This window comes from Streptomyces sp. NPDC050287 (genome assembly GCF_044459385.1).
Classification (GTDB): Bacteria; Actinomycetota; Actinomycetes; order Streptomycetales; family Streptomycetaceae; genus Streptomyces.
This window is the reverse complement of sequence record NZ_JBITIY010000003.1, coordinates 413,684-429,007: the sequence shown is the minus strand read 5'-3', so window position 1 is coordinate 429,007 and position 15,324 is coordinate 413,684. Positions and strand designations below refer to the sequence as shown.

13 protein-coding genes and 1 pseudogene are annotated in these 15,324 nt (G+C 72.7%); 5 read left to right on the top strand and 9 right to left on the bottom strand.

The window, feature by feature from the left end; all coding sequences use genetic code 11:
* The first annotated feature begins 76 nt into the window (after positions 1-76).
* Positions 77-859, top strand: a complete 783-nt coding sequence (locus ACIBK3_RS12330; protein ID WP_399364636.1) for a hypothetical protein — start codon at positions 77-79, stop codon at positions 857-859.
* 39 nt (positions 860-898) lie between these two features.
* Here the strand turns inward: ACIBK3_RS12330 and ACIBK3_RS12325 are convergent, their stop codons facing one another.
* On the bottom strand, positions 899-1,699 hold the full coding sequence (locus ACIBK3_RS12325) for a GntR family transcriptional regulator (RefSeq protein ID WP_399364634.1): 801 nt from the start codon (positions 1,697-1,699) through the stop codon (positions 899-901).
* 168 nt (positions 1,700-1,867) lie between these two features.
* Between ACIBK3_RS12325 and ACIBK3_RS12320 the strand changes: the two genes are divergently transcribed.
* Both ACIBK3_RS12320 and ACIBK3_RS12315 read left to right on the top strand, forming a co-directional pair.
* The gene (locus ACIBK3_RS12320) at positions 1,868-2,713 is read left to right on the top strand and encodes a (2Fe-2S)-binding protein (protein WP_399364632.1); all 846 of its coding nucleotides are present in this window, start codon (positions 1,868-1,870) and stop codon (positions 2,711-2,713) included.
* A gap of 303 nt (positions 2,714-3,016) precedes the next feature.
* On the top strand, positions 3,017-4,063 hold the full coding sequence (locus ACIBK3_RS12315) for a DUF2637 domain-containing protein (RefSeq protein ID WP_399364631.1): 1,047 nt from the start codon (positions 3,017-3,019) through the stop codon (positions 4,061-4,063).
* A gap of 110 nt (positions 4,064-4,173) precedes the next feature.
* Here ACIBK3_RS12315 and ACIBK3_RS12310 read toward each other — a convergent pair whose 3' ends face one another.
* The 3 genes and pseudogenes from ACIBK3_RS12310 to ACIBK3_RS12300 all read right to left on the bottom strand — a co-directional run bounded on the left by ACIBK3_RS12310 (position 4,174) and on the right by ACIBK3_RS12300 (position 7,431).
* A complete protein-coding gene (locus ACIBK3_RS12310) occupies positions 4,174-4,635 on the bottom strand; it encodes an ATP-binding protein (protein ID WP_399364629.1) in 462 nt (153 codons plus the stop codon).
* Positions 4,636-4,922: 287 nt separating this feature from the next.
* A pseudogene (locus ACIBK3_RS12305) lies at positions 4,923-5,388 on the bottom strand (thiamine pyrophosphate-dependent enzyme); the annotation flags it as partial.
* 63 nt (positions 5,389-5,451) lie between these two features.
* Entirely contained in the window at positions 5,452-7,431 is a 1,980-nt protein-coding gene (locus tag ACIBK3_RS12300; protein ID WP_399364627.1) for a protein phosphatase 2C domain-containing protein, read from the bottom strand.
* A 211-nt stretch (positions 7,432-7,642) separates the two neighbouring features.
* Here ACIBK3_RS12300 and ACIBK3_RS12295 point away from each other — a divergent pair, with 211 nt between their 5' ends.
* Positions 7,643-8,125, top strand: coding sequence for a DUF456 domain-containing protein (locus tag ACIBK3_RS12295; protein WP_399364625.1), 483 nt, complete (start codon positions 7,643-7,645; stop codon positions 8,123-8,125).
* Between the two features lie 91 nt (positions 8,126-8,216).
* A complete protein-coding gene (locus ACIBK3_RS12290) occupies positions 8,217-8,594 on the top strand; it encodes a PPOX class F420-dependent oxidoreductase (protein WP_399364623.1) in 378 nt (125 codons plus the stop codon).
* A 15-nt stretch (positions 8,595-8,609) separates the two neighbouring features.
* Here ACIBK3_RS12290 and ACIBK3_RS12285 read toward each other — a convergent pair whose 3' ends face one another.
* The 5 genes from ACIBK3_RS12285 to ACIBK3_RS12265 form a co-directional block, all read right to left on the bottom strand.
* Complete coding sequence (locus ACIBK3_RS12285) at positions 8,610-9,101, bottom strand: methylated-DNA--[protein]-cysteine S-methyltransferase (RefSeq protein WP_399364621.1); 492 nt, start codon at positions 9,099-9,101, stop codon at positions 8,610-8,612.
* Between the two features lie 2 nt (positions 9,102-9,103).
* Entirely contained in the window at positions 9,104-10,501 is a 1,398-nt protein-coding gene (locus tag ACIBK3_RS12280; protein ID WP_399365552.1) for a DNA-3-methyladenine glycosylase 2 family protein, read from the bottom strand.
* A gap of 72 nt (positions 10,502-10,573) precedes the next feature.
* A complete protein-coding gene (rsgA, locus tag ACIBK3_RS12275; protein WP_399364620.1) occupies positions 10,574-11,674 on the bottom strand; it encodes a ribosome small subunit-dependent GTPase A in 1,101 nt (366 codons plus the stop codon).
* A gap of 420 nt (positions 11,675-12,094) precedes the next feature.
* Positions 12,095-13,573, bottom strand: coding sequence for a cellulose binding domain-containing protein (locus tag ACIBK3_RS12270; RefSeq protein ID WP_399364618.1), 1,479 nt, complete (start codon positions 13,571-13,573; stop codon positions 12,095-12,097).
* A gap of 315 nt (positions 13,574-13,888) precedes the next feature.
* Positions 13,889-15,208, bottom strand: coding sequence for a radical SAM protein (locus ACIBK3_RS12265; RefSeq protein WP_399364616.1), 1,320 nt, complete (start codon positions 15,206-15,208; stop codon positions 13,889-13,891).
* Between the last annotated feature and the right edge of the window lie 116 nt (positions 15,209-15,324).

Below are 15,324 nucleotides of genomic sequence, written 5' to 3'. Positions count from 1 at the left end.
CCTTGGCCGGGCCGGTGCATTCGTGCTGAGATGCGGCCACCACTCAAAGCTCGATGGCGTGCTCGGGGAGGACAACGTGGCGGATACCGCCATGTCTGGTTACGGAACGACCGCCGGTGACGATCCAGTCCAGACCGCGGTATGGCGGCTGCGCTCGCGAGCCTGCTGGGCCGACGCGGCCGCGCTGCTCGAACCGGTCACCGCTCCGGCCGCGCTGCAGCGGGCGTCGTTGCTGGTGGAGCGGTGTCTGTACACCGAGGCGGGCTGGGAGGAGGCCGAGGACGCGCTGCGCACGGCCGAGGCACTGGCGCACGGCGACGACGAGCGGGGTGCGGCCGCTTGTGAACGCGGGCACCTTGCGTACACGGCCACCCTGCACGGCGTACGCGACCGGGCCGACGAGGCGCGGGCCGCGTTGGGCCGGGCCGCGGCGCTGATCGCTCCGGGGGCGCCGCGGCGGGCGCTGCTCGACTTCCGCCGGGGCCTGGTGGCGGAGAACCTGACCCGCTCCCCGCAGGCGGCGCGGGCCGCGTACCGCCGGGCCCACGCGGGCGCCACGGCCCACTCCGACCCGCTGCTGCTCTCCTTCACCTGGCGCCACCTCGCCGGACTCGCCCTGCGGGACGGGGAGTTGGCGGAGGCCCGGCACGGCTTCACCGAATCCCTGCGGATCCGCGAGGAGTTGGGCTACCTGGTCGGTACGGCACCTGCGCTGGCGTCCCTGGCGGACGCGGAGGTGGAACCGGAGGCGTCCCGGCTCCGGGAGGAGGCCCGCCGGTTGTTCCGGCTGCTGGGCGGCGTACCGACGTGGCTGTCCCACCAGTTGGCCCCGCCGGCGGCGGGGGCGGCCTCGGCGTAGGGGCCTCGGCCCGGCGCCCGAACCTGGGCGGGTGGGGGGTCACGCCGCCCCGGTGAAGTGCTCCCCCACCAGCGACCGCACCACTTCCAGGTCCCGCGCGATCAGCGCGTCCAGCAGCGCCGCGTGCTCCGCCGCGTCCGCCACCAGGTCGGCCCGTCCCCGGGCCCCGGTGCCGCCGGCCAGCGGCCACTGGGAGCGGCGGTGCAGGTCCTCGGCGATCTGCACCAGCTGCTCGTTGCCCGCGAGCGTCAGCAGCGCCCGGTGGAAGGCCCGGTCGGACTCGGCGTACGTGGCCCGGCAGCCGGAGGACGCCGCCCGGACCGTCGCCTCGGCGAGGGGCCGCAGTTCGGCCCACCGCTCCGCCGGCACCGTACGGGCCAGCCGCAGCATCACCGGTACCTCGATCAGCGCCCGTACCTCCGCCAGCTCCGCCAGCTCCCGCGCCCCGCGCTCCAGCACCCGGAAACCGCGGTTCGGCACGACCTCGACCGCGCCCTCCGCCGCGAGCTGCTGCATCGCCTCCCGTACGGGCGTGGCCGAGACCCCGAACCGCTCGCCGAGCGCGGGCGCCGAGTAGACCTCGCCGGGCCGCAGCTCCCCCGCCACCAGCGCGGTGCGCAGAGCGTCCAGGATCTGTCCGCGTACGGAGGACCGCTGGACCGCCGACCGGGTCCGGTGCGGTGTCGGCTCGCTGTGGGTGTGCTCCCCGCGTACGGCGCCGGACGCGGCGTACCGCTCCCGGTCCACGTCGGCGGCCCTGGCCTGTGGAGGCACCCGTACCGCGCCGGCCGGGCGATCGGGGATCCCTGTCTGCGCGGAGCCCTGCGCGCCCTGCTCCACGGGTCCTCCTCCGGATGTTTCGGTACTTGGGGTCATTACGGCTGGTTGTTACTCGTCCGTCAAGCACCTTAGGCGCAGAAGCCGCCGGTTCACATCTCACCCAGCGTGGGTAAGGTTAGGCTTACCTTCAAGTTGCCCCGCATGTCGTCGTGGATCGGTGGTTCCGGTATGCCAGTGACGTCCTCGGCCCTCACGGCCGCGTACGCCCGTCTGACCGAGGCCTTCCCGCACCTCACCGTCGCCGAGCCGGCCGTCGCCGACCGCCTCCCCGACGACCGCGGCTGGATCACCGCCGCCTCGCTCGCCGAGGGCGGCCCGAGCCTGGACGCCTTCCTCGCCTGGGACGACGCCCAGGTACGACGCGACCACGGCCGCCCCGCCCGTCCGGACGTGACGGCGAGCTTCGGCCTGCACCGCTACGCCTGGCCCGCCTGCCTCCTGTTCACGGCCCCCTGGTTCCTCCTGCGCCGCGTCCCCCGCTACCCGGTGACCCACGTCGCGTACGACCGCACCGAGGGCCCCATGGCCTTCGCCGTACGCCCCGGCCCCTTCGCCTGCCTTCCGGACGACCCGGCGGCGACGCACCCCGACGCCCGCGTGGTCCCGGACGAGGAGGCCCTGCGCGCCGAGGTCCGCCACGCGATCGCCGAGCACATGGAACCCGTCCTCGGCGCCTTCGGCCCGCGCATGCGCCGCCGTGGCCGCGCCCTGTGGGGCATGGTGACCGACGAGATCGTCGAGGGCCTCTGGTACGTCGCCGAGCTGCTCGGCCCGCCCGAGCAGCGGCGGGCGGAGCGCGAACTGGAGCTGCTCCTGCCCGGATCGACCACGCCCTACGTCGGCTCGGCCGCTTTCCGCCGGCTGACCGGACCGAACGGCGAGCCGCTGCCCACCCGGGACCGGGCGAGCTGCTGCATGTTCTACACGCTGGAGCCCGAGGGCGCCTGTGTCACCTGCCCGCGCACCTGTGACGCGGACCGGGTCGCCAAGCTCACGGCGGTCGCCGCCAGTTGAGACCCCCCTCGGCGAAACCCCCGCGGCCGCGTCCCGTAGGATCGCCGACGTACCGGAGGTCCCCCGGTTACAGGCACTTCACAATTTCCTCACGGGCCGCGGGAACTTTCCGTGGAACCACCCGTACCGGTAGTCTTATTCGAACTCAACTCTCGCTCCTCAAGCGGCAGTTCGAGCAGAAAGCTGCCCAGGCACCCCCCTTGCACTTCCTTGGCGGCCTCTTGCCCCGAAAACGCCTGAGGGTTGTTGGGATTGGGCCACTATGGCGGGCGTTACGCCCTATCCCAATGCAAGGGACCCCAGATGAGACTTACCGACATATCGCTGAACTGGCTGCTTCCGGGCGCCGTACTGCTCCTGGGCCTGCTGGCGGCGGTGGCGGTGCTCGCGCGCGGAAAGCGCTCCTCCGGGGAGAACGCGAGCGCGGACGATTCGTGGGAGCGCAGCGAGGAGCGCCGCAGGCGCAAGGAAGCCATATACGGCACCGCCTCCTACATCCTGCTGTTCTGCTGTGCGGCGGTGGCCGCCGCCCTCTCCTTCCACGGCCTGGTCGGCTTCGGCCAAGAGAACCTCGGCCTCTCCGACGGCTGGGAGTACCTGGTGCCGTTCGGCCTGGACGGCGCGGCGATGTTCTGCTCCGTCCTCGCGGTACGCGAGGCCAGCCACGGCGACGCGGCACTCGGCTCCCGGATACTCGTATGGACGTTCGCCAGCGCCGCGGCCTGGTTCAACTGGGTGCACGCGCCCAGGGGCATCGACCACGCGGGCGCCCCGCAGTTCTTCGCCGGCATGTCGATGTCCGCGGCCGTGCTGTTCGACCGCGCGCTGAAGCAGACCCGCCGGGCCGCCCTGCGCGAGCAGGGTCTGGTGCCGCGTCCGCTGCCGCAGATCCGCATGGTCCGCTGGATGCGGGCGCCCCGCGAGACGTACAAGGCGTGGTCGCTGATGCTCCTGGAGGGCGTGCGCAGCCTGGACGAGGCGGTCGACGAGGTCCGCGAGGACAAGAGTCAGAAGGAGGCGGCCCGACTGCGCCGCCGCGACAAGGAGCGGGTCGAGCGGGCGCAGCTCAAGGCGATCAGCCGCGGCCACCGCGGGTTCGTCAGCCGGGGCCGCGAGTTGGAGTCCAAGGCCACCGCCACCCTGGAGCGCGCCTCGGACCAGGCCACCGCGGAGCCTGCCATATCGACGTCGGAGCAGTTGCCCGTGCGCGCGCGTCCCTCCTTGCAGCCCGTCCGCAGCGGCCTTGACACCCCCTCCGTCGACCTCACCGCGGAGGACGACACCATGGCGCTGCCGCGCCTCGACTCCCTGGAGCGCAAGCTCAAGGATCTGGAGCAGCAGTTCGGCTAGGAGGCATTCGGGCCCGTAGACAGTCGGGCCGGGTGGCTCGGGCTACCCGGCCGTGCCAGGCACAGGGAAGGGGCGTGACCTCACCGGTCACGCCCCTTCCCTGTTTCCGTTCAGGCCGGGCCCGCGTCCAGCTCGAACCACACCGCCTTCCCCACGCCGTGCAGCCGCACGCCCCAGGCGTCGGCGAGGGACTGCACCAGGACCAGACCCCTGCCGTGGGTACCGTGCGTACCGTCCTCGGCGTTCACCGCGCGCAGCCTGGGCCTGCGGGCCACGAAGTCCCGTACCTCCACCCTCAGTCCGCGGGGTCCGACGGTCGCCGTCAGGACCGCGTCGCGGTCGGTGTGGACGAGCGCGTTGGTGACGAGTTCGCTGGTCAGCAATTCCGCGACCTCCGCCCGTTCGGGCCTGCCCCAGTGGCGCAACAGTTCCCGCAGCGCCTTGCGCGCCTCGGGCACCGCCACCAGGTCCGCCCGTCCGAGTCTGCGGCTGAGCTGCGGCTTCCGCACCTCGTCCCGGTCGTTGCCGGCCTTGTCCTCCACTGTCTCAGCCGAGAAGGCCCCGATCGCCATGGGACCGCCTCCTCGTGCCTGCCTCTTCATGTCCCCCGCCCGCGTGCCGATGTCGGTTTCCCTCCTGCTCGAACACGTTCACGGGGATCCATTCCCCTTGGCTCACCGGGCAGTCCTGTCGAATGGTCAATGACCTTGTGTTCGGCCACGGGTGGGGCGGTACCGGCCGCGTGGCAAGGGCGAGGCGTCGGCAAACTGGCCGGAACCCGCCGGTGCCTCGCCCGCAGTCGGATGCCTTTCCCTTCCCGGCTGCAGCCGGGGACATCCACGCGAGATCAGACGGTTTGTCAGATGCGTGGAACGTTCCAGCAGGTTGGAGCGGGCCATCTGGAGCATGCGGCCGACGCCGCCGTCCAGGACGATCTTGGAGGCCGACAGGGCGAAGCCGGTCACCATCTCGGCGCTGATCTTCGGCGGGATGGACAGCGCGTTGGGGTCGGTGACGATGTCGACGAGGGCGGGTCCCCGGTGCTTGAAGGCGTCCTTGAGCGCGCCCGCGAGGTCCTTGGGCTTCTCGACCCGCACTCCGTGGGCACCGCAGGCGCGGGCGACGGCCGCGAAGTCGGGGTTCTTGTTCGTGGTGCCGTACGACGGGAGGCCGGCGACCAGCATCTCCAACTCGACCATGCCGAGGGAGGAGTTGTTGAACAGTACGACCTTCACCGGCAGGTCGTACTGGACGAGGGTGAGGAAGTCGCCCATCAGCATGGAGAATCCGCCGTCCCCGGACATCGAGACGACCTGCCGGTTCTGGTGCTCTCATGCCCCTTCGGTCTCCGGAGATCCCCTTGGTCCATGAATTCACAGCGCGGCCCGTCACGCCTCCCAAACAGCGGCGGCCGTACGGTCGTCCGCGTATCCCTTGACCCTTACTTGGGTGTCGGCGAGGAAGGCGGCGAGGCCGGGCGGGGTGGGGCCGGACCACCGGCCGGTCAGGTACCGGCAGAGTTCCGGTTCGCCGCGCAACGGATCGGCGAGGCCACCGCTGCACATCAGGAGCGTGTCCCCCGGGCGGGCGATGGAAGCACGGAAGCGGAAGGGGTCCCGGGGCGGTTCGGGGGCCGGTTCGTACGGGCTCGGGGGTGTCGGGATGCCCAGGTCCATGGTGAGACGGTCGCCCTCGGGTGTCTCGGACGGCAGCGAGCCGAAACCGACGACCGGTGCGCCGGTGACGTCCTGTACCCGCGGTTCGATGTCCTGCCATTCCCCGTCGCGCAGCCGGAACAGTCCGCCGGCGCCGACCCCGAAGAAGACGCGGGTACGGCACTCGGGGTCGGCGGGCAGGAGCAGACAGCGCAGGGTGGCGGCGTACTCCTCCGGGTCGATGCCCTGTTCGGCGGCGCCGGCGCGGAGTTTGCCGAGGCTGCGGTCGGTGAGGCGGTGCAGGCCCGACTTCAGGTCGCCGCGCCGGCCGGCCCTGATGTCCTCGGCGAGCCGGGCGTGGCTGCGGCCCACGGCCCGGCCGATCCAGTGGCAGGCCTCGGCCGCGGCGCGGTGTGCGCGGGATGTGGCGCGGGCGCCGGTCGCCATGGCGACGAGGACCAGTGCGTGGTCGCCGGTGCCGAAGCGGGCGGTGAGCAGCGAGTCGCGGCGCGGCTCCCCCCGGAACCGGGCGGAGTCCCCGCGCACGGAGGCCGCGCGCAGTGTGCAGGCCCCGTACCGGGCCCCGTCCAGCACGGTGTCCGCCACCAACTCGTCGAGCCCGTCCGGGTCGGCCGTGGGCAGCGCGGTGGGCTCGGCCTCGTAGGTGGGCGGTCCTGACCCGACGTATCCGGCGGGCTCGGGCGGGAGGAGGGGGAGTTCGACGCGGGTTCCCTGCGCGGCGGGGGCCGGGCCGGGGGTGGGGAGCTGATCCTGGACGGGGTCGGTGGTGGCGCCGAGGGAGGGGGTGGTCGGGGTCCGGGGCTCGCCTCGGAGGGCACCGACCGCGGTGCTTGTGGCGGCGGTCGGGGGGGTGGCGTCGGGGGCGGGGGCGGTCCCTGTGTCGGGGTCGGTGTCGGTGTCGGTGTCCGTGTCCCTCCCGTCGGTCGGGGCGGGGCCGGTACTCGTGCGGTCGGCGGGCGGGGTCGCAGGAGGCGGTGGTGCGAACGGAGGCGGGGGCGGAGGGAGAGCGTCCCGGGGGGTGCGCGAGGCCCGGGTCTGCGCCGAGCTGGGGCCTCCGGTCATCTGGGGCGGGGCGTCCTGGGGATCCCGCTCGGCGAATCCCGGCGGCTTCGGTCCGGGCGGGAAGGCCGCGGGGCCCTGGGCCAGGTCGGACGACGGCTCCCAGGGCGCGGGCCACGGCGCTGATCCCGTGCGGTACGGGCCATCGACGGTATCCGCGGAGCCGGCGACATCCGAGCCCGGCGGGAAACCGCGCCTCTCCCCGACACCGGGACGCGGCGGCGGCCCCGCGGCCTCCCCGGCACCGGACCCGGGCTTGGCATCGCCGCCCTCCGGAACACCGGAACCGGGCCCACCACCAGAACCACCCTCCGGAGCACCCGAACGCAACCCACCACCCGAGCCGCCCTCCGGAGCACCCGAACGCGGCCCACCACCCGAGCCGCCCTCCTGATCACCGGAACGCGGCGCCGGAATCGCACCTTCCACGTCCGGCGCCTCCCCCAGCTCGCCCGGCTCCCGCGCCTCCCGCCCTGAAGGGAACCGCCTCTCCACCGTCCTCGCGGCCGAGGCGAAGCGGTCGTCCAGGGAGTCGGGTGCGGAAGTGGGGCCCGTGTCCTCGGTGGAGTCGTCGTACAGCTGCCCCCACCAGTCGTCCTCGGGCCCCGTGGGCTTTCCCCCCTGCTGGCTCATGCCCCTAATTGTCCACCGCGGGGGCCGGATGAAAACGGTGCATCCGGAAAATCCCCCGCACACCCCGCGCCGACCCACGTGTCGTGTGAGCCGCCGACCGGTCGTGCAGAACAAGCCGCGTACCGGCGCCCGCCGGACAGAAGCCCGTCTGAAGGGTCCCCGTGAGCCTGTGTGGCCTGCGCCTTCGGCGGTCCTCCGGCACCCTGGACAGATGGGAGTGGTTGACCTCCTGCTGGTCGGCCTCGTCATGCTGCTCGGGCTGAGCGGCGTGCTCGTTCCCGGGGTGCCGGGGTCGTGGCTGGTGTGGGCCGCGGTCGTGTGGTGGGCGCTGAAGGATCCGCGACCGCTCGCCTGGGCCGTCCTGGTCGGTGCCACGACCGCGCTGTTGCTCTGCCAGGTGGTGCGCTGGGCGCTGCCGCCGCGTCGGCTGCGCGCGAGCGGCGCCACCTCGCGCATGGCGGTGTACGCCGGGGTCGGGGCGCTTCTGGGTTTCTTCCTGGTCCCCGTACTGGGCGCGATCCCGGGCTTCATGGGCGGCGTCTACCTCCGCGAACGTCTGCGGCTCGGCCCGCACGGCGAGGCGCGGGCGGCGCTGCGGACGGTGATGCGTTCGGGCGGCTCCAGCGTGCTCGCGGAGCTGTTCACCTGTCTGCTGATCACGGGGGCGTGGCTGGGCGCGGTGCTGTGGGGATGAGCCGTCGGCCAACGATCGTAGGGCGACGGGCGGCGGGCGTAGGGCGAGGATCCGATGCGCTCGACGTGGTGGGCGTGCTTGGCTGGCTGCCATGACCGCATTCACGGACGCCGAACGCGCGTATCTGAAGTCGCAGCGGCTGGGGCGGCTGGCCACCGTCGACGAGCACGGCCAGCCGCAGGCGAACCCGGTCGGCTTCTATCCGCAGGACGACGGCACCATCCTCATCGGCGGCTACTCGATGGGCCGCACCAAGAAGTGGCGCAACCTCCGGAAGAACCCGAAGGTCGCCCTGGTCGTCGACGACATCGTCAGTGTCAAGCCGTGGAGGGTGCGCGGCATCGACATCCGCGGCGAGGCCGAACTCCTCGTGGGACCGCATGACTTGGGCCCGCACTTCAGCGAGGAGGTGATCCGCGTCCACCCGCGGCGGATCCACAGCTGGGGCATCGAGGAAGACGCCGGGTAAACACCGGCAGGACGCCTAGAGCACGCCTTCAAGGGTCAGCAGCGTCGTCTTGCGCTCCAGTCCGCCCGCGTACCCCGTGAGGGAGCCGTCGGAGCCGATCACCCGGTGGCAGGGGCGCAGGATCAGCAGCGGATTGGCGCCGATCGCCCCGCCGACGGCCCGTACGGCGGCCCGGGGCGCGCCGATCCGCGCGGCGATCTCGCCGTACGTCGTGGTGGCCCCGTAGGGCAGGGTTTCGAGGGCGGTCCAGACCCGCTTGCGGAACTCACTGCCCGCGGAGCTCAACTCCAGCCGGAACTCCTTGAGTTCCCCGGCGAAGTAGGCGGCGAGCTGTTCCTCGGCGCTCCGGAAGAGGTCCGGGGTGTGCCGCCAACCGTCCTGCACGGTACGGCCGTTCCGCTGGCCCGGAACGGACAGCGAGGACAGCGCTCCGGTCGGGTCGGCGGTCAGCAGGAGCGGCCCGAGCGGGCTGTCCAGGGTGGTGTAGTGCGTCTCGGTGGTGGTCATGATTACTCCAACTCCCCTGCTGCGCGCAGGTGTTGCAGGGCGTAGGAGCGCCAGGGGCGCCAGCTGTCGGGGATGTCGAGCTCCGGCGGCGCGACGTCGGGGTCGCCGAGTGCGCGGGTGCGGACGGCCGCGACCGTACGGGCGTCCAGTCCGGGCACGGCGAGCAGTTCGGCCTGTGCGTCGTCCCGGTCGGCGCCCGGGTCCAGTCGTACGGCACCGTCGGCGAGGGCGGCGGTGAGCGCGCCCAGCGGGCCGTCCGGCTCGGCTCCGGCGAGGACGGCGGGCTCGGGGAAGAGATGGGTGAGGCTGCCGCAGGGCGCGTCGAGTGCCTTGCCGTACCTCGTCACCAGCCGTTCCGCCGCGGCCCGCCCCACCAGGGCCCGCACCGCGTACTCCTCCGGATCGGCGGCCCCCGGTGATCGCAGGCCCGGTCGGGCGGCGACCAGCGGAGCGAGCCGTGCGTCGGCGCCGAGCCGTTCGTCGACGGCGTACGGATCGGCGTCGAGGTCGAACAGCCGCCGCAGCCGTTGGACGGCGGTGTTCAGGTCGCGCGGGTCGGTGAGGTGCAGCCGGGCCTCCAGCCAGCCGCCCGGATGTGCGCCGGACGCGGGCCGGGCCGCCCCGGCCCGCTCGTCGACGGCGACGATGCCGGTGCCGTGCGGAAGCCGCAGGGTACGGCGGTACGTGCGCCGTCCGCGCGCCCCGCTCACCTCCTCCACGCCGGCCACGGCCTCGGCCTCCAGCAGGTCGAACACCGCTGAGGCCTGGTAGGGCCCGCGGTGGGCGAGCCTGAGCGGGATCCCGGCGGTCGGCGTGGCCGTACGCCGGGCGGTCCGCCCACCGCGCGGGGCGGCTGCCCGCAACTCGCTCGGGGTGGCGGCGTACACCTCCCGCATGGTGTCGTTGAACTGCCGCACGCTGGCGAACCCCGACGCGAACGCGATCTGGGTGATCGGCAGGTCGGTGGTCTGCACCAGGACGCGCGCGGTGTGCGCCCGCTGGGCCCGGGCGAGAGCGACCGGCCCGGCGCCGAGCTCGGCGGTGAGCTGCCGCTGCACCTGCCGGGCGCTGTACCCGAGCCGCGCGGCGAGCCCGGCGACGCCTTCCCGGTCGACGACTCCGTCGCCGATCAGACGCATCGCCCGGCCCACCACGTCCGCCCGGACGTTCCAGTCGGCGGAGCCGGGCACGGCGTCCGGCCGGCACCGCCGGCAGGCCCGGAATCCCGAGCCCTGCGCGGCGGCGGCCGTCGCGAAGAACCGGACGTTGTGCCGCTTCGGCGTCACCGCCGGGCAGCTGGGCCGGCAGTAGATCCCGGTCGTCGCGACGGCGAAGAAGAACTCCCCGTCGAACCGCCCGTCCCGGCTCCGCACCGCTTCGTACCTGGTGTCTTCGTCCATCACGTCATCAAGTGTCGACGGTGCGGACGGGCGGGGCCAGCGGAAATCGGACGTGGAGCTGCGCCCGGCTTCCTACGCCCAGCGCCCGCGCTTGGCGTCCATCGCCGCCTTCCCCTCCGCCCCCTTCCGCTTCCAGTCCCGGCGGATCTCCGCCCGCAGCCGGGCGTCGGTCTTCGCCACGATCCGCTGGTTCTCCCGGATGAGCTTGCGGTAGCTCTCCAGTCGCCGGTGGGGCAGCTCCCCGGAGTCGATCGCGGCGAGCACCGCGCACCCCGGCTCGCGCTCGTGCGCGCAGTCGTGGAACCGGCACCGCCGGCCCAGCTCCTCGATCTCGGAGAAGACCTGTCCGACCCCGCTCTCGGCGTCCCACAGACCCACGCCCCGCAGCCCCGGCGTGTCGATCAGGACCCCGCCGCCGGGCATGGCGAGGAGGTTGCGGGTGGTGGTCGTGTGCCGGCCCTTGCCGTCCGCGTCCCGGGTGGCCTGGACATCCATCACCTCCGCGCCGAGCAGGGCGTTCGCGAGGGTCGACTTGCCCGCGCCGGACTGACCGAGCAGCACGGACGTACCGCCGCCGACGACCGCGCGGAGGACGTCGAGCCCGTCCCCGCCCACGGCGCTGACCGGCAGCACGGGCACGCCGGGCGCGGTGGTCTCCACGTCCTGGACGAGGTGTGCGAGGGTCGCCGCGTCCGGCACCAGGTCGGCCTTGGTCAGCACGACCACGGGCTGTGCCCCGGACTCCCAGGCCAGCGCGAGGAAGCGTTCGACGCGACCGAGGTCGAGTTCGACGGCCAGCGAAACGGCGACGATCGCGTGGTCGACGTTGGCCGCGAGGATCTGTCCCTCGGACCGTTTGGAGGAGGTGGAGCGCACGAAGGCGGTACGGCGCGGCAGATACGTGCGTACGTAGCGCGGGTTGCCGCCGGGTTCGACGGCGACCCAGTCGCCGGTGCACACGACCCGCATCGGGTCGTGCGGGGTGACGAACGCGGTGTCCGCCCGCACGACGCCGGCGGCGGTCATCACGTCGCACTGCCCGCGGTCGACCCGGATCACTCGTCCGGGCAGGAGTCCTTCGGGCGCGTAGGGAGCGAACTGGTCCGCCCACGCCTGGTCCCAGCCGTAGGGAGCGAGCGCGGAATGAGCGGTGAAAAGCGAGGTGGAAGACAAGGGTGACCCTTCACAGGGGTGACCCCGGCATGCGCGTGCGTGACGCGCGGAGTTGAGGAATCGTCAGCCGGTGGCCACGGAGGTGGACTTGATGAACTCCTGGATGCGGGCAGCGCCCATCTCGACGACAGCCATCGGTCACACCTCCCGAAACGAACAACGTCACCCGCGGCGACTCCCGGTCACCGCTCGAACAGCACCGACCCTAGAGGTCCGCGAACCGGGACGCCATCGATTTTCGGCACACGGTTCGCCGGGGCCGGGCGCTACGGGATCTGGTCCACCTCCGGGCAGCGAGGCGTGTCGGCGGATCGGCCGGCCGACTGGATCGCCGAAGAGCAGAACGCCCGCCGGTTCGGTCTTCCCGGCGGGCGTCGCCCCTCACAGTCCGGACGCGGCGGCCTGCCGGCTCACCGCGTGTCACTTCGCGCAGCTGTGCCCGTTCAGCCTGAAGTCGTACGCCGGGGAGTTCTTGCCCTGCCAGGACGCGAGGAAGCCGAAGTCGAGGGAGCCGTCCGCGGGGACCTTCCTGTTGTAGTCGGCGGCGGTGGCGGTGACGTGGGAGCCGTCCTGGACGAAGCTCGCGTCCCACATCTGGCCGACCCGCTGGCCGTCGCGGAAGGACCAGGCGACCCGCCAGGAGTCGAGGGCCTGTTCGGTGGTGACGGTGACGGTGGCCTGGAAGCCGTCGGGCCACTGGTTGACCAGGTCGTACGTGACGCGGCAGGTCGGGGCCGGGGACTCCTTCTCGTCGGAGCCGCCGCCCGGGGCGGTGGAGGAGGCCGTGCCCTGGGGTGTGGTGCGGGGATTCGTGACTTCCGGCGCCTCGGACGTGGCCGTCGCCGCGGTGTCCGACGGCTTCGGGGAGCTGGTGGAGCGGGCGATGGTGGACGGCGGGAAGGAGGGGCCGGGGCCGGCCACCGGCTGGCGGTCGGCGTCGCCGGGCGGCCCGGCGCCGTTGTCGGTACCGCCCGGCATCATCGACACGGCGAGTGCCAGCAGGGACACCAGGACGGCTGCTACGAGGAGGCCGTTGCGCACGACGCGTGCCTTGTGCGCGCCGGGGGCCGGGGGCGTGTCGCTGTCGGCCGTGCCAGGACGCCCGGCGCCCAGGCGTACCTCGGCGGCCCGGCGGCGGCGCTCCAGGTAGGCGAGGCCGCCCCAGCCGATCACCCCGCCGGCCAGTGCCCCGGGCAGTCCGCCGCCGTGCAGCCGCAGACAGGCGGCGGCCTCCGCGCACCCCACGCACCGCGCGAGGTGCCGGGAGAGGTCCTTCGGGGTGTCGGCGGCGGGCGAGCGGGTGACCGCGTCGAGCAGCCGGGCGTAGCTGCGGCACTGCGCGTCCATCGGTGTGTCGAGGTGGGCGCGGTGGCAGCGGTCCCGGAACAGGCCCCGCACCTGCGCGAGTTCGTCGCCGACGACGGTCGGGTCGAGGCCGAGCCGGCGGGCCACGACGGACAGCGGCAGCGCCTCCACCTCGGCGAGCCACAGCAGGGCCGCGTCCGGTTCCTGCAGGTCACGCAGGCCGCGCAGGGCGAGCGGGCGACTGAGCGGGGGGCCGGTGTAGCGGGCGGCCTTGTCGGAGTTGAGCCACAGCCGCAGTTCGGGGTCGAGCTTGTGGCCCTCGCCCTGGATCTCCCAGGCCGCCGCCGTGTTGCGTACGGCGGTCAGCAGCAGGGGGATCCTGGGCAGGCGGGCCGGGCGGCGGCCGGCGCCGCGGGCGGGGGCGGACTCCGCCTCACGGGCCTCTCGCATGCCGAGGGAGAAGGCCTCCGTGGCCAGTTGGGTGGCCGCGGTGGAGCCGGACGTGCACAGGTCGGCGTAGGAGAGCACGGCATCCCAGCACTCGGAGAGCAGCGCTGCCTCGGCGGCGTCCTGGGGAGTCGGCAGGTCGGGCATGGGTCTCCTGCAGTCACATGTGAGGTCAACTCGCCGTAGTGGCAAAGAAGTTGGGGGGAACCTCACGGCAGGAGGCGAGCTTTTCACGCCACCCACACAACTGACAAGCGCCCTGTTCAGATGTCATGACAGACAGTACGCCCCACCACGGCCCGCCCCACAGCTCCGGCCTGTTCCGGCTTGTTCCGGCCTGTAGTACGGACGCGGACCGCCGAACGACTCATCCCCACGGCACTGATCCGTACCGGCACTGGTCCGTACCGGCACCCACCCCTACCGGCACCCCCCTACCGGCACCCCCCTACCGGCACCCATCTATACCGTCGCGGATTCCTCCGCGGGAAGACTGTCCATGAACGAACTGACGGAGAAGACCGCGCGACCCGGTCCGGGCGGGCCGTAGCCGGGGGGCGAGGACAGGCCGAAGTCGTCCATGGTGGCGCGGTAGGCCTCAAGCAGCCGGATGTGGTACTCCAGCGGCGCGCCCTGCGGGTTGGCCTTGCCGAGCGGGGTGGTCGGCTCGGGGCACCAGGTGGTGAAGCGGGGCGTGATGCCGTGCGACATGAAGAAGCGCAGGCCCTCGGTGGTGGACGCGATGGCCTCGTCGACGGTGGTGAAGCCGAAGGGCTCGGCCATCTCCACGCCCGCCACGAAGTTGGGGATGACGTTGCGGGCGCCGAAGACGTCCGCGGAGTCGAGGATCCGCTTGTGCCACTCGTCGCGGCCGACGTAGCGCTCCTTGCCCGGGCAGTACAGCTCGAACAGCCGGCGGTCCCACACCTCGAAGTTGGGGTGGTAGATCTGCACGCCGTAGTCCTTGAACCGCTGTACGTCGTCCTTGGGCAGCGCCTGGGCGACGACCTTGCCGATCCAGCGGCCCGGGAAGCGCTCCTCGATGGCCTTGGCGTAATGGCCGTAGAAGTCGGCCTCGTCGCGCCCGGCGACCGTCTTGGTGATCGCGCCGCCGGTCAGCGTGTAGGCGGTGGAGGCCTTCGCGGTGTCGTACCGGTCGATGATCTCCAGGGCTTCGAGGACCTCCTCGACGTCCTTCACGCCCGTGTAGGGACGGCCCGCCGCCTTGTGCTGGCGCCAGTTGTGGTTGATGTCGCAGTACTGGCACTCCTCCTTGGCGCCGAAGTACTGGCAGACCCGGAAGACGGTGAGGTAGATCAGGTAGCCCCACTGGATGGTCGGGGCGACCTCCATCACGGACTTCCCGCTGGCGAGGGTGTGCCGGTAGTACTCGGGCATGGGCGGCACACCGACGTCGGAGATCCGCCTGCCGTCGAGGTAGAGGCCGAGCACGCCGTCCTCGTCGGCGGCGACCCGGTACGGCGAGGCCGGGTTCACGCGCACGGAGACGACGGTCCGCCTCAGGTCGTACGGCCCACCGGTCAGGATGATCTCCTCCGGCGGGCGCCTGAGCGCGGCCTCGCCGAGCTCGGGCAGGGTGCCGTGGTCGAAGGAGAAGATGAAGTACGACTTCGGCTTCACCTCGCCGCCCTCGTTGTCACTGAGCGCCGACGGGTCGAAGGCCACTCCGCCCCGGAGCAGATCCTCCTTGAAGACGGCTTCCCGCGGAACGTGCGGGAACCGCTCCATCAGATCCTCGACCAGCGCGGTACGGCTGCCCATCCCGTGTCTCCTTCCGGTGCGGACGTACGACTCCTCACGGTATGCCTTCGCCTCCGCACGAGCCGTGCCGGGGCCCTCGCGTTGAGCGGTCTGCCCTGTTACGCGGCTTTCGCCGG